The sequence below is a fragment of the Microbacterium sp. T32 genome (assembly GCF_001619615.1).
In the GTDB taxonomy this organism is placed as follows: Bacteria; Actinomycetota; Actinomycetes; order Actinomycetales; family Microbacteriaceae; genus Microbacterium.
The window spans coordinates 40,811-64,053 of the sequence record NZ_LQQP01000012.1; the positions used below are offsets into that span (position 1 = coordinate 40,811).

Annotated in this window: 22 protein-coding genes and 1 tRNA gene; 17 read left to right on the top strand and 6 right to left on the bottom strand. The window is 71.7% G+C overall.

Going from position 1 to position 23,243, the window contains the following annotated elements; genetic code table 11:
• Window positions 1-25 precede the first annotated feature (25 nt).
• Window positions 26-625, top strand: a complete 600-nt coding sequence (locus AVW09_RS06240) for a gamma carbonic anhydrase family protein (protein ID WP_063257232.1) — start codon at window positions 26-28, stop codon at window positions 623-625.
• Between the two features lie 53 nt (window positions 626-678).
• Here the strand turns inward: AVW09_RS06240 and AVW09_RS06245 are convergent, their stop codons facing one another.
• A complete protein-coding gene (locus tag AVW09_RS06245) occupies window positions 679-3,351 on the bottom strand; it encodes a phosphoenolpyruvate carboxylase (RefSeq protein WP_063257234.1) in 2,673 nt (890 codons plus the stop codon).
• 347 nt (window positions 3,352-3,698) lie between these two features.
• Between AVW09_RS06245 and AVW09_RS06250 the strand changes: the two genes are divergently transcribed.
• Both AVW09_RS06250 and hisS read left to right on the top strand, forming a co-directional pair.
• Entirely contained in the window at window positions 3,699-4,301 is a 603-nt protein-coding gene (locus tag AVW09_RS06250; protein WP_082822881.1) for a MazG family protein, read from the top strand.
• A 218-nt stretch (window positions 4,302-4,519) separates the two neighbouring features.
• Window positions 4,520-5,770: a histidine--tRNA ligase gene (gene hisS / locus AVW09_RS06255; RefSeq protein WP_063257711.1), complete on the top strand. Its 1,251-nt coding sequence runs from the start codon at window positions 4,520-4,522 to the stop codon at window positions 5,768-5,770.
• A 12-nt stretch (window positions 5,771-5,782) separates the two neighbouring features.
• Here the strand turns inward: hisS and AVW09_RS06260 are convergent, their stop codons facing one another.
• Window positions 5,783-6,640: a helix-turn-helix transcriptional regulator gene (locus AVW09_RS06260; protein ID WP_156495983.1), complete on the bottom strand. Its 858-nt coding sequence runs from the start codon at window positions 6,638-6,640 to the stop codon at window positions 5,783-5,785.
• A 124-nt stretch (window positions 6,641-6,764) separates the two neighbouring features.
• Here AVW09_RS06260 and AVW09_RS06265 point away from each other — a divergent pair, with 124 nt between their 5' ends.
• From AVW09_RS06265 to AVW09_RS06315, 11 genes are all read left to right on the top strand, one after another.
• Window positions 6,765-8,210 carry an MFS transporter gene (locus tag AVW09_RS06265; RefSeq protein WP_063257237.1) on the top strand — a complete coding sequence of 482 codons (1,446 nt, stop codon included), beginning with the start codon at window positions 6,765-6,767 and terminating at the stop codon, window positions 8,208-8,210.
• A gap of 101 nt (window positions 8,211-8,311) precedes the next feature.
• Window positions 8,312-9,130, top strand: a complete 819-nt coding sequence (locus AVW09_RS06270; RefSeq protein WP_063257239.1) for an SGNH/GDSL hydrolase family protein — start codon at window positions 8,312-8,314, stop codon at window positions 9,128-9,130.
• 205 nt (window positions 9,131-9,335) lie between these two features.
• Window positions 9,336-10,148, top strand: coding sequence for a cytochrome c oxidase assembly protein (locus AVW09_RS06275; protein WP_231901786.1), 813 nt, complete (start codon window positions 9,336-9,338; stop codon window positions 10,146-10,148).
• A gap of 31 nt (window positions 10,149-10,179) precedes the next feature.
• Window positions 10,180-10,869 (top strand): O-methyltransferase, encoded by a 690-nt coding sequence (locus tag AVW09_RS06280; protein ID WP_063257241.1) that lies wholly within the window; start codon window positions 10,180-10,182, stop codon window positions 10,867-10,869.
• 159 nt (window positions 10,870-11,028) lie between these two features.
• A complete protein-coding gene (gene eno, locus AVW09_RS06285) occupies window positions 11,029-12,309 on the top strand; it encodes a phosphopyruvate hydratase (protein WP_063257243.1) in 1,281 nt (426 codons plus the stop codon).
• Window positions 12,310-12,582: 273 nt separating this feature from the next.
• The gene (locus AVW09_RS06290; RefSeq protein ID WP_231901787.1) at window positions 12,583-13,083 is read left to right on the top strand and encodes an FtsB family cell division protein; all 501 of its coding nucleotides are present in this window, start codon (window positions 12,583-12,585) and stop codon (window positions 13,081-13,083) included.
• A gap of 49 nt (window positions 13,084-13,132) precedes the next feature.
• Window positions 13,133-13,651 (top strand): DUF501 domain-containing protein, encoded by a 519-nt coding sequence (locus AVW09_RS06295; protein WP_063257244.1) that lies wholly within the window; start codon window positions 13,133-13,135, stop codon window positions 13,649-13,651.
• Window positions 13,648-14,958 (top strand): S8 family serine peptidase, encoded by a 1,311-nt coding sequence (locus AVW09_RS06300; protein ID WP_063257246.1) that lies wholly within the window; start codon window positions 13,648-13,650, stop codon window positions 14,956-14,958. Before AVW09_RS06295 ends, AVW09_RS06300 begins: the two co-directional genes overlap by 4 nt.
• Before the next feature lie 8 nt (window positions 14,959-14,966).
• Window positions 14,967-16,349, top strand: coding sequence for an NAD(P)/FAD-dependent oxidoreductase (locus tag AVW09_RS06305; RefSeq protein WP_063257714.1), 1,383 nt, complete (start codon window positions 14,967-14,969; stop codon window positions 16,347-16,349).
• 89 nt (window positions 16,350-16,438) lie between these two features.
• Window positions 16,439-16,512, top strand: a tRNA-Leu gene (locus tag AVW09_RS06310).
• Between the two features lie 131 nt (window positions 16,513-16,643).
• Entirely contained in the window at window positions 16,644-17,213 is a 570-nt protein-coding gene (locus tag AVW09_RS06315) for a LemA family protein (protein ID WP_022879785.1), read from the top strand.
• A 3-nt stretch (window positions 17,214-17,216) separates the two neighbouring features.
• Here the strand turns inward: AVW09_RS06315 and AVW09_RS06320 are convergent, their stop codons facing one another.
• A complete protein-coding gene (locus AVW09_RS06320; RefSeq protein ID WP_063257248.1) occupies window positions 17,217-18,500 on the bottom strand; it encodes a winged helix-turn-helix domain-containing protein in 1,284 nt (427 codons plus the stop codon).
• Window positions 18,501-18,571: 71 nt separating this feature from the next.
• Between AVW09_RS06320 and AVW09_RS06325 the strand changes: the two genes are divergently transcribed.
• Window positions 18,572-19,762 (top strand): AI-2E family transporter, encoded by a 1,191-nt coding sequence (locus AVW09_RS06325; protein ID WP_063257249.1) that lies wholly within the window; start codon window positions 18,572-18,574, stop codon window positions 19,760-19,762.
• Window positions 19,759-20,988, top strand: a complete 1,230-nt coding sequence (ilvA, locus tag AVW09_RS06330; protein ID WP_063257251.1) for a threonine ammonia-lyase — start codon at window positions 19,759-19,761, stop codon at window positions 20,986-20,988. Before AVW09_RS06325 ends, ilvA begins: the two co-directional genes overlap by 4 nt.
• 143 nt (window positions 20,989-21,131) lie before the next feature.
• On the opposite strand, the gene greA is transcribed toward ilvA, so the two are convergent.
• Both greA and AVW09_RS06340 read right to left on the bottom strand, forming a co-directional pair.
• The gene (greA, locus tag AVW09_RS06335; RefSeq protein WP_022879596.1) at window positions 21,132-21,623 is read right to left on the bottom strand and encodes a transcription elongation factor GreA; all 492 of its coding nucleotides are present in this window, start codon (window positions 21,621-21,623) and stop codon (window positions 21,132-21,134) included.
• A gap of 112 nt (window positions 21,624-21,735) precedes the next feature.
• Complete coding sequence (locus AVW09_RS06340; protein WP_063257253.1) at window positions 21,736-22,131, bottom strand: DUF4307 domain-containing protein; 396 nt, start codon at window positions 22,129-22,131, stop codon at window positions 21,736-21,738.
• Window positions 22,132-22,194: 63 nt separating this feature from the next.
• On the opposite strand from AVW09_RS06340, the gene AVW09_RS06345 reads away from it, so the two are divergent.
• Window positions 22,195-22,470 carry a hypothetical protein gene (locus tag AVW09_RS06345; protein ID WP_063257254.1) on the top strand — a complete coding sequence of 92 codons (276 nt, stop codon included), beginning with the start codon at window positions 22,195-22,197 and terminating at the stop codon, window positions 22,468-22,470.
• Window positions 22,471-22,473: 3 nt separating this feature from the next.
• Here AVW09_RS06345 and trhA read toward each other — a convergent pair whose 3' ends face one another.
• On the bottom strand, window positions 22,474-23,166 hold the full coding sequence (trhA, locus tag AVW09_RS06350; protein WP_063257715.1) for a PAQR family membrane homeostasis protein TrhA: 693 nt from the start codon (window positions 23,164-23,166) through the stop codon (window positions 22,474-22,476).
• Between the last annotated feature and the right edge of the window lie 77 nt (window positions 23,167-23,243).

A 23,243-nucleotide genomic window follows, 5' to 3' on the forward strand; every position in this document is an offset into this window, starting at 1 on the left:
GGCACCGACGGGAAGGACGGCGCCCATGCGCTTCGCTCATCTCGGGGCCGAGCCCCGCATCCACCCGGACGCCGTGATCGCCCCCACCGCGGTCATCAGCGGTGACGTCACGATCGGACCCGGATGCCAGGTCCTCCACGGCGCGGTCCTCACCGCCGAGGGCACCCGGATCGTGCTGAGGGAGAACACCATCGTGATGGAGAACGCCCTGCTGCGGGCCAGTTCCACCCACGCGGTGCATGTCGGCGCGCACACGCTCATCGGCCCGATGGCGAGCGTCGCGGGAGCCGACGTCGGCGACGAGGTGTTCCTCGCCACCGGCACCCGCGTGTTCAACGGCGCGGAGATCGGCGACCGCAGCGAGGTGCGCATCAACGCGATCGTGCACCTGCGCACGGTGCTGCCGCCCGAGACGGTGGTGCCGATCGGCTGGGTCGCGGTCGGCGACCCCGTGCAGCTCCTCTCGCCGGACCGGCACGACGAGATCTGGGCCGCGCAGAAGGAGCTCGACTTCCCCGGGTACGTCTTCGGTCTCGATCGCGAGACGCCCGACCTGATGGTGCAGCTCACCGAGCGGTACGGCCGCAGCCTCGCGCGCCACGCGCACGACAGACGCCTCGACTGAGACGGAAAGCGCCGACACCCCGAGGGACGCCGGCGCTTCCGTGTAGAGCCGGATCAGCCCGTGTTCTGCAGGCCCGCCGCCACACCGCTCACCGACAGCAGCAGCAGGCGCTGGTGCTCGGCATCCGGGGTCGGGTTCTCCGCGTGGGTGTCGCGCAGCGCGCGGAGAGCCCGCAGCTGCAGGAGCGACAGCGCGTCGACGTAGGGGCTGCGCATCTTCACGGCGCGCTGCAGAACGGGCTTGTTGCCGAGCAGGTCGCCGCCGGTGATGCGCTCGACCCACGAGCGGGTGAGGAGCATCTCGTCCATGACGAGCCGGGCGAGGTCGTCGCGGTCGCCGAGCGCGAGGTAGCGGCGGGCGATCCGGGCGTCGGCCTTGGCGAGGCTCATCGCGACGTTGTCGATCATCGTGCGGAACAGCGGCCAGCGTGCGTACGCGTCGCGCAGGCGCTCCTCGTCGCCGACGGCGTCGAGCGCCGTTCCCAGGCCGAACCATCCGGCGAGGTTGATGCGAGCCTGCGTCCACGAGAACACCCACGGGATCGCCCGGAGGTCTTCGAGCGACTCGACCGAGAGTCCGCGGCGAGCCGGGCGCGAACCCAGTGCCAGGTGCCCGAGCTCCTCCATCGGGGTCACGGTGGCGAACCACGGCGCGAAGCCGGGCGCCTTCACGAGCGCGAAGAACCGCTCGCGCGAGGCGACGTCCATCGTGGCGGCCACGTCGGCGAACGCCTCGGCCGCCTCGCGGTTGCGCGTCTCGATCGAGGGAGAGGATGCCGTGAGCACCGCCGCGGCGACCTGGTCGATGTGGCGCATCGCGATGTCGGGGTCGCCGTACCGGGCGAAGATGACCTCGCCCTGCTCGGTGAGCTTGAAGCGGCCGTCCACCGAGTGCGGGGGCTGCGCCAGGATCGCGGAGTTGGCCGGGCCGCCGCCGCGTCCGAGCGCGCCGCCGCGGCCGTGGAACAGCGTCAGCTCGATGTTCTCGGCCTGGGCCCACGTCGAGATCTTCGCCTGCGCCTCGTACAGCGCGAGGTTCGCGGCGACGGGGCCGACGTCCTTCGACGAGTCGGAGTAGCCCAGCATGACCTCGAGGCGGCGGCCGGTGGCATCCAGTCGCGCGACGAATGCGGGGTGCGTGACGATCTCAGCCAGGATGCCGGGGGCCGCCTGCAGGTCGGCGAACGTCTCGAACAGCGGGATGACGTCGAGCACCGGCGGCGTCTCGCCCGGGCCCATCGCGTACGACGCGAGCTCGTGCACGTTCGCGAGGTCTTCCGCGGACTGCGTGAACGACACGATGTAGCGTCCGGCGGCGCGGGGGCCGAAGCGCTCCTGGACGTAGGCGATCGAGCGGAACACCTCGAGCACCTCTTCGGCCAGGTCGCTGCGCTCGCCGCCGGCGCGCAGCTCGTCGAGCACCTTGCGGTGGACGGCGGAGTGCTGGCGCACCTCGAGCTCGGTGAGGTGGAAGCCGTACGTCTCGACCTGCCACACGAGCCGCTGCAACGAGCCGTACGCCTGGCGTGCGGCGCCCGCGGCGACGAGCGAGTCCTGGACGGTCCGGAGGTCGGCGAGGAGGTGCTCGGGGTCGCGGTAGGCCAGGTCGGCGTTGCGCGTGCGGGTCGCGGCGATCTTCCGCGCGATGAGCAGCAGGATGCGGCGGTGCGGCTCCGCGGGGGAGCGCTCGGCGATCTCGGCCGCGGCATCCTCGTCCGCGGCACGCAGGCGGTGCCACAGCGACAGCAGCGCGTCGCTCGGCGGGGTGGACTCGGCATCCAGAGTCAGTCCGCGACCGACCCGTTGGGTCGTCCGTTCGAGGCCGAGCAGCACGTGCTCGCTCGCGATCGCGGCGGCCTTACGGGTGACGGATGCCGTGACGAAGGGGTTGCCGTCGCGGTCGCCGCCCACCCACGAGCCGACGCGCACGAAGGGCTTCACGATCGGGGCCTTGGCGCCGGCGTCCTCGCCCTGGAGGATGTCGTCGATCCGGCGGTAGACACGCGGCACCGCGGTGTAGAGCGTCTCGTCGAACACGGCCATGACGGAGCGCACCTCGTCGACCGGGGACGGCTTCTCGCGGCGCAGCGGGGCGGTCCGCCACAGCGTGTCGATCTCCTCGAGCATGCGCCGCTCGGTGCGGCGGACCTCGGTGTCGTTCTCGGCGGCCGCGTCGTGCTCGCCGAGCAGCTCGGACAGGCGGCGGATGCTCGTCGAGATCGCGCGGCGGCGGGCCTCGGTGGGGTGCGCCGTGAAGACGGGGTGGAAGCGGAGCGCCTGCAGGCGCGCGAGCGCGGTCTCCTCGCCGACCTCGGCCGACAGGCTCTCGAAGGCCGCGGCGATCGTGTCGGGGGTGCCGCTGCGGGACGGGCGGTCGCCGCGCTCGCGGAGGACGCGCACACGCTGGTGCTCCTCGACGAGGTTGACGAGGTGGAAGTAGGCCGTGAAGGCCCGGGCCACCTCGTCGGCGCGGGCGATCGAGAAACCATCGGCGATCGCGGCGGCCCGTTCGAACGCCTCGGGCGTCTCGTCGGTGTACGCCTGGATCGTCGCGGTCCGCAGCTCCTCGACGTCCTCGTACAGGCCGGGGGAGCCGCTCTCACGCAGCACCCGGCCCAGCAGGGAGCCGAGGAGGCGCACGTCGGCACGCATCTGCTCGGGAAGCTCTTGGCCGGCTTCGAAGCGGCCCACGAGGTCGATCGCCTCGGTCGGGGTCAGTTCACGCACACGGCCCAGGATAGTTGCGTCACGTTGCGGCCAGATCACGTGCTCCCTCTCACGCGACACAATGCAGGAGAATCCGCGTCGGGCCCGCAGGGGTGCCGCGGGATTCCGGGGCGTCGGGGGCTCGGCATCCGGAATCTCCTTCGTCGTGTCTGCCGCCGGTCCCGGCAGAACTCCGGCGCGTTGGCGGCGCGCGGGCCTCACACGTCTCGGCACGCGGGATCCGCAGGAGTTGTGCCGGGCCTGCGCGCCCGCAACCCCGGGGCGGGGGATACTCGGGGCAGCGGTGCACGGATGCCGCCGGAGGAGGGACCGTGAGCGACGACGCGCTGCGCGAGGCCGCCGAGACGATGCGCGCGGTGCGCGAACGCTGCGTGTGGACGCAGACGATCGACCACCGCGACCTCGTGCCGTACCTGGTCGAGGAGAGCGCCGAGGTGATCGACGCGGTGGAGTCCGGCACGCGCGCCGACCTGCGGGAGGAGCTCGGCGACCTGCTGTGGCAGGTGCTCTTCCACGCCGAGATCGCCGCAGGCGACCCGGAGGATCCGTTCGACATCGACGACGTGGCCCGCGGACTGACCGAGAAGATGGTGCGCCGGCACCCGCACGTGTTCGGCGACGCCGTGGCATCCACTCCCGAACAGGTTCTCGTGCACTGGAACGCGGCGAAGGCGGCCGAGAAGCGCGAGCGCACGAGCGTCCTGGACGGCGTCTCGGAGCACATGCCGTCGCTCGCCCTCGCGCAGAAAGTGCTCGGCAAGGCCGCGCAGGTCGGCGTGGTGGCGCCCGCGCACCGGCTGGCCGACCCGGCGACCGAGGCCGAGTTGGGGGACGCGCTGCTGGTGCTCGTGCAGCAGGCCCGCGAACACGGCTGGGATGCCGACCGCGCCCTGCGCGAACGTCTCCGCCGCCTGTCGGCCGAGGTGCGCGCGGCCGAGTCCGGGGTCTGAGGCCGGCCAGATCACGTGATCTGGCCGAGATCACGCGTCGCGACGCCCCATGGCGGGTGCTTTCGGCGAGTGCACGTGATCAGGTCGAGCGCCCCCGTCCCGGCCGCCCGCACCGTGAGCGCTGGGCCGGATCGTGGGCACTCGGCGCAGCGGCGCGCGGGCGCCGCGCGCGAGCCTGGAACAATGGGGACGTGGCATCCGTGAACCCGCCGCGCGGCATGCGCGACTTCCTCCCCGCTGACAAGGCCCGACGCGAGCGCGTGCTCGCCGTGATCCGCGAGCGCTACCGCGCGCACGGCTTCGACGAGATCGAGACGCCCGTCATGGAGGAGTACTCGCGGCTGCACGCCGGCATGGGCGGCGACAACGAGAAGCTCTCGTTCAGCATCCTCAAGCGGGGAATGGATGCCGAGGCGATCCGCGGTGCGGCCGAGGATCCTGCCGCGCTCGCCGACCTGGGTCTGCGCTACGACCTGACCGTGCCGCTCGCCCGGTTCTACGCGACCAACCGCGCGCAGCTGCCGACGGTGTTCCGCGCCATCCAGATGGCGCCCGTGTGGCGGGCGGAGCGGCCGCAGAAGGGCCGCTACCGCCAGTTCGTGCAGTGCGACATCGACATCATCGGCGACGCGTCCGCGCGCGCCGAGGCCGAGCTGATGACGGCGAGCCTCGACGTGCTCGACGCCCTGGGGCTCGAGGGCGGCATCGTCCGGGTCAACGACCGCCGTGCGCTCGACGCGATGCTCGACGTGTTCGGCTTCGCCGCGGACGAGCGCCCCGGCGTCCTCATCACCATCGACAAGCTCGACAAGATCGGGCCGTCGGGCGTCGTGGCCGAGCTCCGCGAGCGCGGCACGACTCCGGACGCCGTCGACGCCTTCGCCGCCTACCTCGACCGGCCGAGCGCCGACGACGCCGGCTTCGATGCCGCGGGCATCCGTGCGGCGCTGCCGGCCGGCATCCCGGACGAGATCGTCGACCACCTCGTCGCCCTCGGCGACACCGTCGCCGCCGCGCGCGGTGCCGAGGCCCCGCTGCGCTTCGACCCGTTCCTGGTCCGCGGCATGGGGTACTACACGGGCACGATCTTCGAGCTCGCGCACCCGAGCGTCGACTACTCGCTCGGCGGCGGCGGTCGCTACGACGGCATGATCGGCCGATTCCTCGGACAGGACGTGCCGGCGGTGGGCTTCTCGATCGGGTTCGAGCGGATCGTCGACCTGCTCCAGGATGCCGACGACTCGGGCTCCCGCTCCCTCGTGCTGGTGCATGATCGCGACGTGCCGCTCGCGCAGCTGCTGCGGATCAAGGCCGCGCTCGTCGCCGACGGCGCCCGCGTGCGCCTCGAGCAGCGGCCGAAGAACATGAAGGCGCTGCTCGAGCGCTCGAGCGCCGACGGCTACACGTCCTTCGCGACGGTCGGCGCCGACAGCACGATCGACTCGCTCGAGATCAAGCCGCTCGGCTGACGGGGAGTCCCGTCAGGCGACGGCGCTGATCAAGGCCTGATCGGGGTGCTCGGACGCGAGCCGTTCCAGGCGCGCGGCCGTCGCGGCATCCCTCGGGGAGAACCACACCACGCGGGATCCCAGGCTCTCGTCGACCCACGCGCTCGCCATCTCCAGGTGCAGCTCGCCGACGCGATCGTTCACGATGTGCTTCACCGAGTGGCGTTCGCTGCTCACGTCGCCGCGGCTCCACAGCTCGGCGAAGCGCGGCGAGACCCGCTCCAGGTCGGCGATGAAGCGCTGCCACGACGGCTCGTCGTGATGCCGGCCGTACGCGGACCGCAGGCGCGCGGCCATGCGGCGTTGCGCGTGCTCGAGGTCGACGTGCGCGCGCTGCCATGTCTCGTCGGTGAAGAGCAGCACGGCGCAGTTCCGGCGCTCGGCCGGAACGTCGTCGAGGTCGTCGAACAGGTACCGGTACGACCGGTTGTAGGCGCGGATCTCGAAGCGCGACGTCTGCAGCGCCGCGGGGTACGGAAGCAGTTTCTCGAGCAGGTCGAGGTGCGGGGTGTCGACGCATCCGCGCGCTTCGCGCTCCGGTCGGGGGAGGTCGGCGAGCGCGAACAGGTGGTCCCGCTCGTCGTCGGTGAGTCGCAGAGCCCGGGCGATCGCTCCGACGACCTGGGCGGATGCCGCGATGGGGCGGCCCTGCTCGAGCCACGTGTACCAGGTGAGGCCGACCCCGGCGAGCTGTGCGACTTCTTCGCGGCGCAGCCCCGCGACCCGGCGGCGGGAGCCGTCCGGCAGGCCGACGTCGGCCGGCTGCAGCCGTGCGCGCCGACCGCGGAGGAACGCCGCGAACTCCGCGCGCGCGTCGTCGGATCGGGTCATGGCGTCTCCTTCCGACGCGAGCATAGGCGGCGAGGCGCTCATGAGCCGCGCTGAGGGGAGTGGTCTCGGTACCAGGATGAGGAGGCTCCTGGTACCAGGATCCCGCACCCATCATGCTGGCACCATGACCACTTCCGCGCACCCCGCCACCGGCGCGTCGCCCGTGCCGATGGCATCCCCCTCCCCGGCGGTCCCCACCTGGCGCTACATCGGGTTCCTCCTCGGACCCGGCGTCGGCACGTTCGCCTTCAACGCGGTCACCGTCATCCTCCCGACGCTGCGCGATCGCTTCGGTTCCGACGACGTCTCGCTCGAGCTCGTCATCGCCGGGTACGGGGTCCCCTTCGCGGTGCTGCTCATCCTCGGCGGGCGCCTCGGAGACCGCTTCGGACGTCACCGTCTCTACACGGTGGGAATGGGTCTGTTCCTCGTCTCGGCTGTCGCGTGCGCGTTCGCACCCTCCGTTGCGATGCTCATCGTGGCGCGAGTCGTGCAGGGAGTGGGGGCCGCGCTCTGCACGCCGCAGGTGCTCGCCACCATCCAGGCGACCTCGCGCGGAGCCGCGCGGACCCGCGCGATCGCGGCCTTCGGTGCGAGCGGCGGCATCGGCTCGGCGGTCGGCCAGGTCGCCGGTGGCGCGCTCGCCGCGACGAGCTTCGGCGTGGTCGACGGCTGGCGGGCGGTGTTCGTCGTCGTGGCGCTGGTGGCCGCCGCCGCGATCGCGCTGGCGCCCCTCGCGCCGCGGAGTCGCTCGCACGAGCACGTCGCGATCGACCTGGTCGGAACCGCCGCGCTGGGCATCGGCATCCTGGCCGCGTCCGTCGCGCTGACGTTCGGCCCGGCGTGGGGCTGGTCGTGGCCGGTGTACGTCGTGCTGTTCGTCGCCGCGGTCGCGCTGGTGGCGATGTGGCGGCACCAGGATGCCGTGGAGCGCAGCGGTCGCGTGCCGCTCCTGCCTCCGAGCGTCCTGCGTCTGCGCCCGCTGCAGCTCGGGCTGCTGTCGGCGGCGCTGTTCTTCGCCGGATACTCGGCGCTCCTCTACGTCTTCCCGCGCGCCGTGGAGGCGGGCGGCATGACGTCGCTGCAGGCGGGCCTGGCGCTGCTGCCGTTCGCGGTGGTGTTCGCGGCGGTGTCGCTCACGGTCGCGCGTGTGCAGGCGCGCCTGGGCGACGCGACGCTGGCATGGGGTGTCGGCCTGCAGCTCGTGGCCCTGGTCGCGATGTCGGTGACCGTGGTGCTGGCCTGGGGTTCCGACATCGGCCTGTGGCTGCAGCCGGCCCTGGTGATCCTGGGGGCGGGCCAGGCGCTGATCTTCTCGCCGCTGACGCAGCTCGTCGTGCGCGAGGTGCCGGTGCGGGCCGCGGGGCTGTCGGGCGGCATGTTCAGCACGGCGCAGCAGATCGCGCTGTCCTTCGGCGTCATCGTGATCGGCGGGGTCGTGTCGTTCACGCACGTCGCGGGCCGCGACGAACTGCTCGCCGGCCTCGCGCTCGACATCGTCCTCGCCGTCGCGGTGCTCGTGCTGGCGCTCGTGCTGCGGGCGCGGGGTCGGCGGCACGCCGAGGGCTGAGCCGGGAAGGGACCCGAGCCGGGCGCGGGGCCTGAGCCGCGCGGGACCGGGGGCCCCTTGGACGTCACCCGCCGTTCACCCCGGCGCGATGGAATGACACCATGCGCAGGCGTCGGCCGATCACCGTCACCGTCGCGTCGTCGGTCGCGGTGCTCGGCACGGCGGCGGTGGGGGTGCGCACCCTCATCGCCCGACAGGCCGCGATCGCGCGTCGCCGCATCGGCAAGCCCCTCGGGGAGCAGGCACTGGATGCCGACCGCGTGTGGCGCCGCAAGAAGCATCCCGGTCCGCCGGTCGAGCTCCTGCTGCTCGGGGATTCGATCGCGGCGGGTCTGGGCGCCGGCCACCGGCGCGACACGCTCGGCGCCCGGCTCGCGAAGGGCATCGCCGGCGCGGAAGGACGACCGGTGCGGCTGCGGACCGCCGCGGTCGTCGGGTCCGAGAGCTCGGCCCTCGCCGGGCAGCTCGCGGCGGTGCCGGCGGACTATCGCGCCGACGTCGCGGTGATCGTCGTGGGCGGCAACGACGTGACGCACCGCATCCCGGCATCCCGTGCCGCCGAACAGCTCGAGGTCATCGTGCGCGCGCTGCGCGACACGGGCGTGCCTGTGGTCGTCGGAACCTGCCCCGATCTGGGGACGCTGCGGGCGATCCCGCAACCCCTGCGGTCCCTCGCCGCGCGGTCGTCGCGCCAGCTCGCGGCGGCTCAGGCCGCGGCGGTGCACCGCGCCGGGGGCCGCGTCGTCCCCCTCGCGCGGGCCGTCGGGCCGGTGTTCGCCGAGCGTCCGGACGAGATGTTCAGCGTCGACCGCTTCCACCCGAGCGCCCTCGGGTACCGCCGCACCGCCGAGGCGCTGCTGCCCGCGGTCCTCGCCGCGCTGAAGCCCGCGGCGGTCCCGGTCGGCGGTCCAAACTCCTGAGTTTCGCGCGTCGGGCCGGTCGGGGACGCCGCTGCCGGGCGGAACCGTCCGAAAACTCAGGAGTTTCGCACGCGGCGCCGGCCCGCCGACCCCGCGTCGGTCCCGGCAAACGCATAGCCACCCGGCCTACCGTGACCGCACGCCTCCTCTGACCGTTCTCCTGACCACCTGGCACGCCGCGCCCGTTCCGCTCGGCGTGATCGTCGTGGCATCCGCTCTCTACATCACCGGGGTCGTGCGGGTGCGACGTCGCGGGGAGAACTGGCCGGTGCTCCGCACGATCGGCTTCTTCGCGCTCGGCCTCGCCCCCTACGCCGTCATCGAGTTGGGCTTCCTCGGGGCGTACTCGTCCGAGCTGCGGTGGGCGTTCTCGACACGCATCGCGCTGCTGATCTTCGCGGTCCCCGCCGGCATCGCGGCCGGCCGCCCGCTCGACCTGTACTCGCTCGCGACCGGTGATCGGGGGCGCGCCCGCCTCGACCGACTGCTCGCGACGCGCCTGGTCCGGATCACCGGCAACGCGATGGTCGCCACCGTCGTCATCGCCGCCGTGTTCTGCCTGTTCCTGACGCCGGTCGCCGGCATCCTGCGCGTGAACCCCGTCATCGAGGCCTCGCTCGGGATCGTCGTGCCGCTGGTCGGACTCGCGATGGTGCTGCCGATGATGGCGCTCGGCGCCGTCCACACCGGCACCTTCATCGCGATCGAGTTCCTGCTCGCGTTCGTCGAACTGCTCATCGACTCCGTGCCGGGACTCCTGATGCGCCTGAACGACTCGGTGCTCGACCTGATCCCGGATGCCACGCAGGCGGTGGCGTGGTGGCCCTCGACGCTGCACGACCAGCACCTCGCCGGCGACCTCATCTGGTTCATCGCCGAGTTCGCCGACGTGCCGATCCTCGTGATCCTCATGGTGCGCTGGATGCGCACCGACCGGGCCGAGGCGAAGAGCTACGACGACCTGTCCGATGAGGACTACGACGAAATGACGCGGGCCCACCTGCACGGACCCCGTTGACCCGCACGGTTCGCATCGTCAGGCTGGGGGAGTGCCCACCCACGACGACGTCGACGGCTTCCTGACCGACACCCTGATCGGTCACGACCCGGTCCTGGATGCCGCGCTCTCCGCGCAGCAGGACGCCGGACTCCCGGCGATCGAGGTGTCGCCGGTCAGCGCGAAGCTGCTGCACCTGCTGGCGCGGATCAGCGGCGCACGCCGCGTGCTGGAGATCGGGACGCTCGCCGGGTACTCGACGATCTGGCTCGCGCGAGCGGTGCCCGACGGCGGTCGGGTCGTCACGATCGAGGCGGAGGAGCGCAACGCCGCCATCGCCCGCGCGAATCTGGAGCGGGCGGGGGTCGCCGACCGCGTCGACATCCGCGTGGGCCGCGGCACCGACGTCCTCCCGAGTCTCGCGAACGAGGAGCCGTTCGACCTGGTCTTCGTGGATGCCGACAAGGAGTCCAACCCCGCCTACCTCGACTGGGCCGCGCGGCTCGGCCGTCCCGGCACCGTCGTTGTGCTCGACAACGTCGTGCGGGCCGGAGCGGTCGCCGATCCGCCGCCCGGGGACACGAAGGTCGCCGGGGCGCGCGCCGGCGTCGTGATGCTGGGGCAGGATCCGCGCTTCGACGCCACCGCGCTGCAGACGCTCGACCGCAAGGGGTGGGACGGCCTCGCGATCGCGATCCTCACCGACGCCGTGGCATCCGGGACCGCGTCGTGTGTCGCGTGAGGTTTCCGGGCGTTCGTGGCCCCGGGGCCACATCCGTCGCCCCGGGGCCACGCCCGGCGCCCCGAACCGGCCCCACGCGCGGCGACCGCGGTCACTAGACTCGATCCCGGACCGACGACGCTCCGCCCTCTTCCACCCAGAACCAACGAGGAGTCCTTCGTGGCACTTATCGAGGCTGTCAACGCGCGCGAGATCCTGGATTCGCGCGGTAACCCGACCGTCGAGGTGGAGGTGCTCCTCGACGACGGCATCGTCCAGCGCGCGGCCGTCCCCTCCGGCGCGTCCACCGGTGCTTTCGAGGCCTACGAGCTGCGCGACGGCGACAAGAGCCGCTACGGCGGCAAGGGCGTCCTCAAGGCCGTCGCCGCGGTCGTCGACGAGCTCGGCCCCGCGATCGAGGGTGTCGAGGCCAGCGAGCAGCGCATCATCGACGAGATCCTCATCGAGACCGACGGCACCGAGAACAAGTCGCGCACCGGCGCCAACGCCATCCTCGGTGTCTCGCTCGCCGTCGCCAAGGCCGCCGCCGACAGCGCCGACCTGCCCCTGTTCCGCTACCTCGGCGGCCCCAACGCGCACCTCCTGCCCGTGCCGCTGTTCAACGTCATCAACGGCGGCGAGCACGCCGACAACGGTATCGACTTCCAGGAGTTCTTCCTCGCGCCCATCGGTGCCGACACCTACGGCGAGTCGCTCCGCTGGGGCACCGAGGTCTACCACCTCCTCAAGGGCGAGCTGAAGTCCGCGGGCTACAACACCGGCCTCGGTGACGAGGGCGGCTTCGCCCCCGACCTGCCCAGCAACCGCGAGGGCCTCGACTTCCTCATCCGCGCGATCGAGAAGGCCGGCTTCACCCCCGGCCAGGACATCGCCGTCGGCCTCGACGTCGCTGCCACCGAGTTCTACAAGGACGGCGTCTACACCGTCGAGGGCAAGGCGTGGAGCGTCGACGAGCTGGTCGACTACTTCGCCGACCTCGTCGCGAACTTCCCGATCGTCACGATCGAGGACGCGCTCGCCGAAGACGACTGGGACGGCTGGAAGAAGCTCACCGAGACCATCGGCTCGAAGGTCCAGCTCGTCGGCGACGACCTGTTCGTCACCAACCCCAAGCGCCTCAAGCAGGGCATCGACCTCGGCGTCGCCAACTCGCTCCTGGTGAAGGTCAACCAGATCGGCACGCTGTCCGAGACCCTGGATGCCATCGCCCTGGCGACCCGTTCGGGCTACACGTCGATGCTGTCGCACCGGTCGGGCGAGACCGAGGACACCACGATCGCCGACCTCGCGGTCGCCGTGAACGCCGGCCAGATCAAGACCGGTGCGCCGGCCCGCAGCGAGCGCGTCGCGAAGTACAACCAGCTGCTGCGCATCGAGGAGGACCTCGGCGACGCCGCCGTCTTCGCCGGCCGCTCGGCGTTCCCCCGCTTCAAGGGCTGAACGCACCCGCGTGAGGAGGGGGGAGCCGCAAGGCTCCTCCCTTCGTCGTTCCCGGGCCCGTCGTTCCCCGGGACGGAAGCCGAGCGGATGCCGTGAGCCCGGCGCGTCACCGGGGTGCCCGGGGCGCGCGACATAGAGTCGGATACCGTCCGGGCGCGCACGTGCGCCGGTGAGGAAGGAGACGTCGTGGATCGACCGACGCTCCCGTCCCCGCGAGGGCGGAACGAGACGCCGGCGGCCCCGGCCACGAAAGCGCGCCGCCCGAAGGCGCCGGTGAAGCGGGAACCGGTGCGGCCCACCCCGGCGCGCGCGCCGCGCGTCGACGTCCGGGAGTGGCTCGGGGGACTGCGCATCTCGGGCTTCGTCGTGATCATGCTCGGGCTCGTCGTGCTCGGGACGTTCGTGCTCGTGCCGACCGTCGGGACGTACATGAACCAGCGGCAGCAGATCCAGGCTCTCCAGAGTGCTGTCGCCCTGAGCCGGAACGAGGTCGCCGACCTGCAATCCCAGCGCGAGCGCTGGTCCGACCCCGCGTACATCACGACCCAGGCGCGCGAGCGACTGTTCTACACGATGCCCGGTGAGGTCGTGTACCTCATCGACGATGACCTGCCCGCGTCGCAGGCCCCGCAGGAGCAGCAGGACGTCTCGCAGGACGTCGGTCAGACGCGCACCGACTGGATGTCGCAGCTGGTGCGGTCGGTCACCTCGGCCGGAGCGGCGCAGGTGGCGGCACCGACCATCGGCGTCCCCGACCCCGCGCCGACCCCCTGATCGACGCTCCCGGCCAGGCTTGTCGGGGGCGCCGGGTACCCTGGAACCGATGAGTACGCCGCCCCTTCCCCCCGCCTCCGACGCCGATCTCGACGTGCTGCGGTCGCAGCTCGGTCGTGTTCCGCGCGGGGTGATCGGCATCGCAGCGCGCTGCGTGTGCGGGAACCCGACCGTGGTGGCGACGTCGCCCCGTCTCGACGACGGCAGTCCGTTCCCCACCTTCTACTACCTGACGCACCCCGCGGCGACGGCGGCGATGTCGGTGCTCGAGGCCGGGCACGTCATGAAGGAGTTCACCGACGAGCTCGCCGCCGACGACGACCTGCGCGCGGCCTACGCGGCGGCGCACGAGGCGTACCTGCGCGATCGCGCGGCCTACGGCGAGCCGGAAGAGATCGCCGGCATCTCGGCGGGCGGGATGCCGACCCGCGTGAAGTGTCTGCACGCTCTCGCCGGTCACGCGCTCGCGGCCGGCCCGGGCGTGAACCCGATCGGCGACCGCGCTCTCGCGCGGGGCACGTGGTCGCCCGAGCGCTGCGAATGCGAGACCCCCGGGGCGGGCGGATGAGACGCGTCGTCGCGGCCGTGGCATCCGTCGTCCTGGGCGCGGTGCTGCTGACGGGCGCGGCGGCGACTCCGACTCCGCAGCAGTCGACCGACCCCACCCGAGCCGCGGAGTACTGGCTCGACCAGTACGGCATCCGCGAGGCGTGGAAGACGACGCGCGGTGCGGGCCAGAAGATCGCGATCATCGACACCGGGATCGCCCGCGGACCGGTCGAGTTCACGGGCGCCGTCGCCGGCGGCACCGACGTCTCCGGCGTGGGAGCGGCCGACGGACGCACGCCGGTCGGCGCGGTGGACGCCAACCACGGCAGTTGGGTCGCCTCGCTCGCCGCGGCGCGCGGCACGGGCGACCAGACCGGCATGATCGGCGTGGCGCCGGACGCGCAACTGCTGTCCATCTCCGTCGGCTTCGGCTCGGTGACGTCGAAGCCCTTCACCGAGCAGATCGTGGATGCCATCCACTGGGCGGTCGACCAGGGCGCCACCGTCATCAACATGTCGCTGACGACCAACACGCTCGACTGGGACCCCAGTTGGGACGAAGCGTTCCAGTACGCGTTCGATCACGACGTGGTCATCGTCGTCGCGGCGGGCAACCGGGGGAGTGGGACGTCCCGCGTCGGTGCTCCCGCGACGATCCCCGGCGTGCTCGCCGTCGGCGGGGTCGACCCGTCCGGCACGGCGAGCAACGACGCGTCGACGCAGGGCATCACCATCGGCCTGTCGGCTCCGAGCGAGCGCCTCCTCGGCGTCTCCGCCGACGGCACCCTCGTGCAGTGGAACGGGACGAGCGGCGCTGCGCCCATCGTCTCCGGGATCGCGGCCCTCGTCCGCGCCGCCCATCCCGATCTGAGCGCCGACAACGTGCTGAACCGGCTGATCCGCACCGCCAAGCCGGCCGCCGGCGCGGCACCGGGCCAGGACAAGCTGTACGGCTACGGACTGGTGGATGCCGCCGCCGCGGTGTCCGCCACCGGCGTGCCCACGGTGTCCGCGAACCCGCTCGGCGACCTCGCGGAATGGGTGCGGCTGTACCGCCGTGCGAACGCCCCCGCGCCCACCGGCTCACCGACCGCCGCGCCCGTCGACATCCCGCCGCTGCCGCCGGTCGAGTCGGCTCCACAGGCGGCCTCCCCGCTCCTCCCGACGCGCGACAGCCTGCTGTACGGGACGCTGCCGCTCGCGGGGGCGACCCTCGCCGCTATAATGATCACGCTCGGCGTCAGTGCTGCTGCCCGGCGTATCCGTAAGGCGCGCACATCTCGCGAGCCGAGCCGCATCACAAACCAGGAGTCTCTTCCATCGTGACCAGCACCGTGCCCAAGATCCTCATCGTCGGCGGAGGCTACGCGGGTTTCTACACCGCGTGGAAGCTCGAGAAGCTCCTCGGCCGCAACGAGGCCGAGGTCACTCTCGTCGACCCGCTGCCGTACATGACCTACCAGCCGTTCCTCCCCGAGGTCGCGGCCGGTGAGATCGAGCCCCGCCACGTCGTCGTCGGCCTGCGCCGCCACCTCAAGCGCACCACGGTCATCGCCGGAAAGGTCACGGGCATCGAGCACGCGACCAAGACCGCGACCATCACCCCGATCGTGGGCGACGAAACCTGGACCCAGGAGTACGACCAGATCGTCGTGACGGCCGGTGCCGTCTCCCGCACGTTCCCGATCCCGGGCATCGCCGAGAACGCGATCGGCCTCAAGACGATCGAGGAGGCCGTCGCGATCCGTGACCGTCTGACCTCGAACTTCGAGAAGGCGTCGGTGCTCCCCGCCGGTCCCGAGCGCGACCGTCTGCTCACCGTCGTGGTCGTCGGTGGCGGCTTCGCGGGCATCGAGGTGTTCGCCGAGCTGCGCGCCTACGCGTCCTCGCTGCTGAAGCAGTACCCGACGCTCACGTTCGACGACACGCACTTCCACCTCATCGAGGCCATGGGCCGCATCATGCCCGAGGTGTCGCAGAAGACGAGCGAGTGGGTGCTCGCCGACCTCGCGAAGAAGGGTGCGTTCGTGCACCTCGACACGCAGGTCAAGGGCGCCGTCGACGGCGTCGTCGAGCTTTCGACCGGTGAGCAGCTGCCCACCGACCTCATCATCTGGACCGCGGGTGTCATGGCCAACCCGACGGTCGTGCGCGGCAGCGACCTTCCCGTCGAGGAGCGCGGTCGCATCCGCACCCGCCCCGACCTCCGCGTCGGCACCGAGGAGGAGTTCGTCGAGGGTGCCTGGGCCGCCGGTGACGTCTCGGCCGTCCCCGACCTGTCCGGTGGCGGTGTGGGCGGCTTCTGCGTCCCGAACGCGCAGCACGCGGTCCGCCAGGGCAAGCTCATGGCGAAGAACATCGTCGCTGTGCTCCGCGGCGAGCAGCCCAAGCAGTACTTCCACAAGAACCTCGGTGCCGTCGCCGGCCTGGGTCTCTACAACGGTGCCTTCCAGTCCGGCAAGATCGCCCTCACCGGCCTCCTCGCCTGGTTCGCGCACCGCGGCTACCACGGCCTGGCCATGCCGACGTGGGAGCGCAAGTTCCGCGTCGTCGGCGACTGGGTGCAGAACTTCTTCCACGGCCGCGAGACCGTGTCGCTCGAGGCGGTCCAGAACCCCCGCGCGACCTTCGAGGAGTTCGCGGCGCGTCCCCGCCCCGCGCAGCCCGCCGCCGAGGCCCCGGCCGAGAAGAAGCCCGAGGCCGTCGCCGCCAAGTGACACCGCTCGAAACCCCCGCACCTCACGTGCGGGGGTTTCGTCGTTTCCGGATGCCGTTCGCCCGCGCGCTACGGTGGAGCGAGGCATCCGCCCCCGTAGCCCAATGGCAGAGGCAGGCGACTTAAAATCGCTCCAGGTGTGGGTTCGAGTCCCACCGGGGGTACTGCGGGGGCGTCGTTCGGCCGTATCGAGGCGCCAGCGTGCGTATCGACTGAGAGTCGTGCCCAGGCCCCTGGTGGGAGGTGGCCGCGCCGTTAGGATTGTCCGGGCAGTCGTCGAACGGAGAACCGGAACATGTGGGAGTGGCTCGTTCCCCTCATCGTGATCGTCGCGATCCTCGTGATCGCGGGAATCTATCTGTGGGCGACGTACAACTCGCTCGTGTCCCTGAACGTGCGGGTCGACGAGGCCTGGAGCGACATCACGGTCCAGCTCAAGCGGAGGGCCGATCTGCTCCCCAACCTCATCGAGACGGTGAAAGGCTACGCCGCCCACGAGAAGGCGGTCTTCGAGAACGTGACGCGGGCGCGCGCCGAGACGATCTCGGCGCAGAGCCCCGCCGAAGCGGGAGTCGCCGAGGGCCACATGCAGCAGGCGCTGAAGTCGCTGTTCGCGGTGGCGGAGGGCTACCCGCAGCTCCAGGCGAGCCAGAACTTCCTGCAGCTGCAGCAGTCGATCGTCGACACCGAGGACAAGATCCAGGCCTCGCGCCGGTTCTACAACGGCGGCGTCCGCGAGCTGAACACCAAGATCAAGGTGTTCCCCAACAACCTCTTCGCCCGCCAACTGGGCTTCCAGGCCCGCGAATTCTTCGAGGTCGTCGACGGCGCCGCGATCTCGGAGCCGCCGCGCGTCCAGTTCTGACGTCTACTTCGGTGCCCCCTCCGCCGCCACGGGCGAGGGGGCACCGTCGTTCGCGGGTGCGGAAGGGTGCTCGTGCCGCTCCGCGGCGAGGGCACCGGCCAGGGCGTCCGCGGCATCGCCCCATCGCGACACCGTGACCCTCTCCAGTCCCTGCCACTGGGCGGCGGTCCGCAGTTCCGCGGCAAGCCGCTCGGCGGCATCCGCGGGTGCGCCGTGCTCCCACCACGCGGACTGCACGCGCAGCGCGGAGGCGGCCCGGTCGGCCTTGAGGTCGATGCGCCCGACGACGTCGTCGCCCACGATGACGGGCAGCGAGTAGTAGCCGAAGCGCCGCTTCTCGGCCGGGGTGTAGATCTCGATGCGGTAGTCGAAGTCGAACAGACGCTCCGCGCGGTCGCGGAACCACACGACGGGATCGAACGGCGTGAGGAGGGCCGTCGCATCGATACGGCGGGGGCGGGCGGCATCCCGGTGCAGCCAGGCCTTGGCGGGCCTGCCGGCGACCGTCCAGCCCTCGACGGACACGGGCTCGAGCTCGCCGGCGTCGACGAGGTCACGCACGGCGGACAGCACCGCGGGGCGATCGCGGATGCGCCAGTAGTCGGCGAGGTCGGCGGCGGTCGCGACGCCGTACGCCACGGCCGCGCGGCGGATCAGCTCGGGGATCGCCTCGGATCGCGGCACGGGGGAGTCGAGCGCCTCGGACGGGAGCACGTCCTCGGCCAGCGCGTAGCGCCGCTCGAAGCCGCGGCGCCCGGCGATGGCGACGTCGCCCACGAGCCACAGGCGCTCGAGCCCGTTCTTCACGTCGTCCCAGCCCCACCAGGATCCGCGCGACCCCTCGCGGGCGTCGTGCTCGATCTCGGCGGGCCGCAGCGGCCCGCGCGCCGCGAGCTCGTCGCGCAGCCATCGCAGCAGGCCGGCGTTCGCGCGGGCCCAGTCGTCGTCGCCGTACTTCTCGCGCGCGGCGTCGCGGCGGAACTGCAGCAGCGGCCAGTCGGCGACGTCGACGAGGGATGCCACGTGCGCCCATGACTCCACCCACCGCGGGCGCCGCGAGAACGCGAGGCGGTCGAGGAGCCTCGTGTCGTAGGCGCCGAGGCGGGCGAACAACGGCATGTAGTGGCTCCGCGAGAAGACGTTGACGGAGTCGATCTGCAGGATGCGCATGCGCTGCAGCGTCGCGGTGATCTGGCGGGTGCCGACGGTCGTGGGACGGGCACGGCCGAACCCCTGGGCGGCGAGCGCGATGCGACGCGCGTCGGCGCGGCGGAGGGTCGTCGTCATACATGCCAGCGTAGGCATGACCGCCGACATTCCCGGCGTTCCCCGAGACCGGGCGGAGGTAGGCTGACGGGATGACCGGAACCGATCCCGAGGACCGCGGATCGTTCTTCGACGCCCTGCGTCGACGCACCGTCTCGAGCGATCTCTCGCCCGCCGTTCCGCCCGCTCTGCGGCAGACGACGGCCTACGCGTGGCGACTCCTCGTCATCGCGGCCGCCCTCGGCGTGGTGGTCTGGCTGGTCATCCAGCTCAAGCTCCTCGTGGTCCCGTTGCTCGTGGCGATCCTCGTCACCGCGCTCGTCTGGCCGGCGTTCTCGTTCCTGCTGCGGCACCGGTGGCCGCGCTGGCTCGCGATCGTCGTCACTGTGGTCGGCACGATCGCGATCATCTCGGGTCTCGTGTGGCTGGCGGTGTGGCAGATCACGCGCGAGTTCGGTTCCGTCCAGGAACGGACCGTCGCGGCCGTCGGCCAGTTCCGCCAGTACCTCATCGACGGACCGCTGCACCTCAGCGCGCAGCAGATCGACGACGGCCTGCAGCAGGCGGGGTCCTTCCTGCAGCAGCAGGCCGAGGTGCTGTGGACGGGCGCGCTGGCGATCGGGACCACGATCGGCCACGTCGCCACCGGTGTCCTGCTGACGCTGTTCATCCTGCTCTGCCTGCTCGCGGACGGCGGCGGCATCTGGCGCTGGACGACGCGGCTGTTCCCGCGGGCGGCGCGTCCCGCCGTCGACGGTGCCGGACGCGCGGGTTGGCGGACCGTCATCACGTACGCGCGCACGCAGCTCCTCGTCGCCACGATCGACGCCATCGGCATCGGCCTCGGCGCATTCCTGCTCGGAGTGCCGCTGGCCATCCCGATCGGCGTCCTGGTGTTCCTCGGCGCCTTCATCCCCTTCGTGGGGGCCGTGGTCACCGGAGCGCTCGCGGTCTTCATCGCGCTGGTCTACAACGGTCCGCTCATCGCGCTGTTCATGCTCATCGTCGTGCTGGGCGTCCAGCAGATCGAGAGTCACGTGCTGCAGCCCATCCTCATGGGTTCGGCCGTGAAGGTGCACCCCCTCGCGGTGGTGCTCGTCGTCGCCGGGGGCGCCATGATCGGCGGCATCCCCGGTGCGCTGTTCGCGGTGCCGCTCGCCGCGTTCGTCAACGTCGTCTCGGTGTACCTCAGCAGCCACGCGTGGCGGGATGGCGACGGCTCCGTCGACTCCGCCGACCTGATCTGGCGGACCGTGCCCCGCGACCGCGGAAGGAGATCATGAACGACACGCCCACCCTGGCCGAGTTCGAGGATGCCGCGCAGACCCTGCGCGGCATCATCACGCGGACACCGCTCGACGAGTCGCAGCACCTGAGCGAACTGCTCGGCGTGCCGGTGCACCTCAAGCTCGAGAACCTCCAGCGCACCGGTTCGTTCAAGATCCGTGGCGCGACGTACCGCCTCTCCCGACTCACGGCGGAGGAGCGAGCGCGCGGCGTCGTCGCCGCGTCCGCGGGGAACCACGCGCAGGGGGTGGCTCTCGCGGCGCAGCAGCTGGGGATCTCGGCCACGATCTTCATGCCGCTGGGCGTGCCCGTGCCGAAGCTCCTCGCGACGCGCGGCTACGGCGCCGAGGTGATCCTGGAGGGCGCGACCGTCGAGACGCCCCTGCGCCTCGCGGCCGAGTTCGCCGAGCGCACGGGTGCGGTGCTGATCCCGCCGTTCGACCACCGCGACATCATCGTCGGCCAGGGCACGCTCGGGCTCGAGCTCGTGGAGGACCTGCCCGACCTCGACACGATCGTCGTCGGCATCGGCGGCGGAGGGCTGGCCGCCGGTGTGGCCGCCGCCGTCAAGGCGCGCGCGGCTGCCGAGGGCCGCGAGGTGCACATCATCGGGGTGCAAGCCGAGAACTCCGCCGCGTACCCGACGTCCCTCGCGGCGGGGCACCCGATCCAGGTCCCCACGACCCCGACGATCGCCGACGGCATCGCCGTCGCCCGCCCGGGCGACCTGCCCTTCGAGCTCATCCGTCAGTACGTCGACGAGGTCGTGACCGTCACGGAGGACGACATCGCCCGCGCGCTCCTGGTACTGCTCGAGCGCGCCAAGCAGGTCGTCGAGCCCGCGGGGGCGGTCGGAGTCGCGGCGATCCTGGCCGGCAAGGTCCGGGCCGGGGGAACCGCGGTCACCATCCTCTCCGGCGGCAACATCGACCCGCTGCTGCTGCAGCGCGTCGTGGCCCACGGGCTCTCGGCATCCGGTCGCTACATGTCCCTGCGGATCCCTCTTCCCGACCGTCCGGGCCAGCTCGCGCGCGTGTCGGACCTGCTCGCACAGGTCGGGGCGAACGTCATCGAGGTGCTGCACACACGGCACGGGCAGGGGCTGCAGATCAGCGAGGTCATCCTGCAGTTGAGCGTCGAGACGCGCGGGGCCGAGCATCGCGCCCTCGTCATCCGCACGCTCGAGGAGGCCGGCTTCACCGCCACCGTCGTGCCCGACTGAGACATGCGCTGTGCCGGGGCGGCATCGGTGCAGTGGGGCGTCTCGTGACCGCCCCGGTGCACGAATCACGCCCCGACGTTGCGCCGCGATAACGCGAAGAGCCGCTCACCCCGACCGGGGGAGCGGCTCTGGACGTCTCCGCGTCACTGACCCGAGTACGTCTCGACCTTCACGATCTCGACGGCGATCTGCTTGCCGTTGGGCGTGGTGTACGAACCGCTGTCGCCTTCCTTGAGGCCGAGGATCGCCGCGCCGAGCGGGGAGGCCTCGCTGTAGACGTCGAGCTCGGAGTCGGCGGCGATCTCGCGGTTGCCGAGGAGGAACTTCTCCTCGCCGCCGGCGATGATCGCGGTCACGACCGTGCCGGACTCGACGACGCCCGTGCTCTCGGGGGCCTCGCCGACCTTGGCGTTCTTCAGCAGCGCCTGGAGGGTGCGGATGCGGGCTTCCTGCTTGCCCTGCTCGTCCTTCGCGGCGTGGTAGCCGCCGTTCTCCTTGAGGTCGCCCTCTTCGCGGGCGATTTCGATGCGCTTGGCGATCTCTTCGCGGCCGGTGGTCGAGAGGTGCTCGAGTTCGTGGGCGAGACGGTCGTAGGCATCCTGGGTGAGGAACGTCACCTGAGCGTCGCTGGACACGGTGGTCTCCTTCGTCGATCGAGCCGGCGGGAGGGGCGACGAACGCGCGGTCCCGCCGGGACATATGTCGAACGCCCCGGCTTCGAGCCGGGGCGCGTCTGAGAAACCGAGACTACGGCACCCAGCAGGAGTTGACAAAACCCGTGGTCGCCAGCGCAACGGTCGGGATCTCCTCCGAGAACGCCTGGGTGTGATCCTGGGATGCCGGGTACTCCACGACCCGCCACCCGACCGTCCCGTGGTCCTCGTCCTGGGCCTCGAGGGCGCACGCGACCGGCTGCCCGACGGGGGCGGAGATCTGGAACGAGATCGTTACGCGCTCGGCATCCGCCACCGAGAACCCGGTGTCGGTCGTCGAGACGGACCCGAGAGTGTTGGACACTGTGACCCATCCCAGCGCGACCGTCAGTCCGAGCGCCACGACACCGACGATGCTCCACTGCACGATGCGCCGTCGCGGCGACCGGGTGCGGCCGTAGCGATCGTCGAGCAGGGCTTGCGTCGTCATGGTCTCCCCGGGCTTTAGGCTGGACTTCCAGGCTACGCGCTTCCGCCCGGACCGAAGGACTCCATGCTCACCGCGCTCGCGGCCCTCGCGGCCACGCCCACCCCCGCGTCGACCCCCGACGAATCGATCGTGACCCCGGGGCCGCTCGGCTTCGCCGCGGTCGCGTTCGTCGCCGTGGCGGTGTTCCTGCTCGTGTGGGACATGCTGCGCCGGATCCGTCGCGGCCGCTACCGCGAAGAGGTCAACGCCGAGCTGGATGCCGAGGAGCAGGCGCGCGCGGCCGAGGCGGCGAGCGAGACCGACGACGAGGACATCGACCGGGACGCTCCCCGCAGCTGAGCGCTAGCCCCCGTGGTACGCGGGGGCGAGGGCGATGAGCAGGCACGCGGTCCAGTGGCACAGGAATGCCAGCACCGTGCACACGTGGAAGATCTCGTGGAAGCCGAAGTGGCCGGGCCACGGGTTCGGGCGCTTGAGCGCGTACACGACCGCACCGACCGTGTAGAGCACGCCGCCGACCACGACGAGCACCATCATCGCGACGTTCGCGTCCAGCAGGTCGACGATGTACATCACGGCCGCCCAGCCGAGGGCCAGATACAGCGCGACATACAGCCACCGCGGGGCGTTGATCCAGAAGACGCGGAACAGGATGCCGAGAATCGCGCCGCCCCAGACGATTGACAGCAGCAGCACCGTCTTGGGCGTCGGGAGGGCCAGCACCGCGAGCGGCGTGTAGGTGCCGGCGATGAGCAGCAGGATGTTCGCGTGGTCGATGCGCTTGAGGACCGCCTTGGTCGCCGGCTTCCAGTTGAACCGGTGGTACAGCGCGGAGTTGCCGAACAGCAGCATCGAGGTCGCCATGAAGACGGCCGAGGCCCACTTCGCGGGGGCGCCGTGCGCGAGCGTGATCAGGACGATCCCCGCGGCGATCGCCACCGGGAACGTGCCGGCGTGGATCCAGCCGCGCCAGGTGGGCTTCAGATCCGCCTGCGCGCCGACGGCTCCCGCTTCCAGGAGCGGAAGCTGGGGCATCTCGGGTCCGTCGGTCGGGGTGGTGGATGTCACGCGTCGAGCCTACGTCGGGCCGCATACCGGACCCCGTACATGGA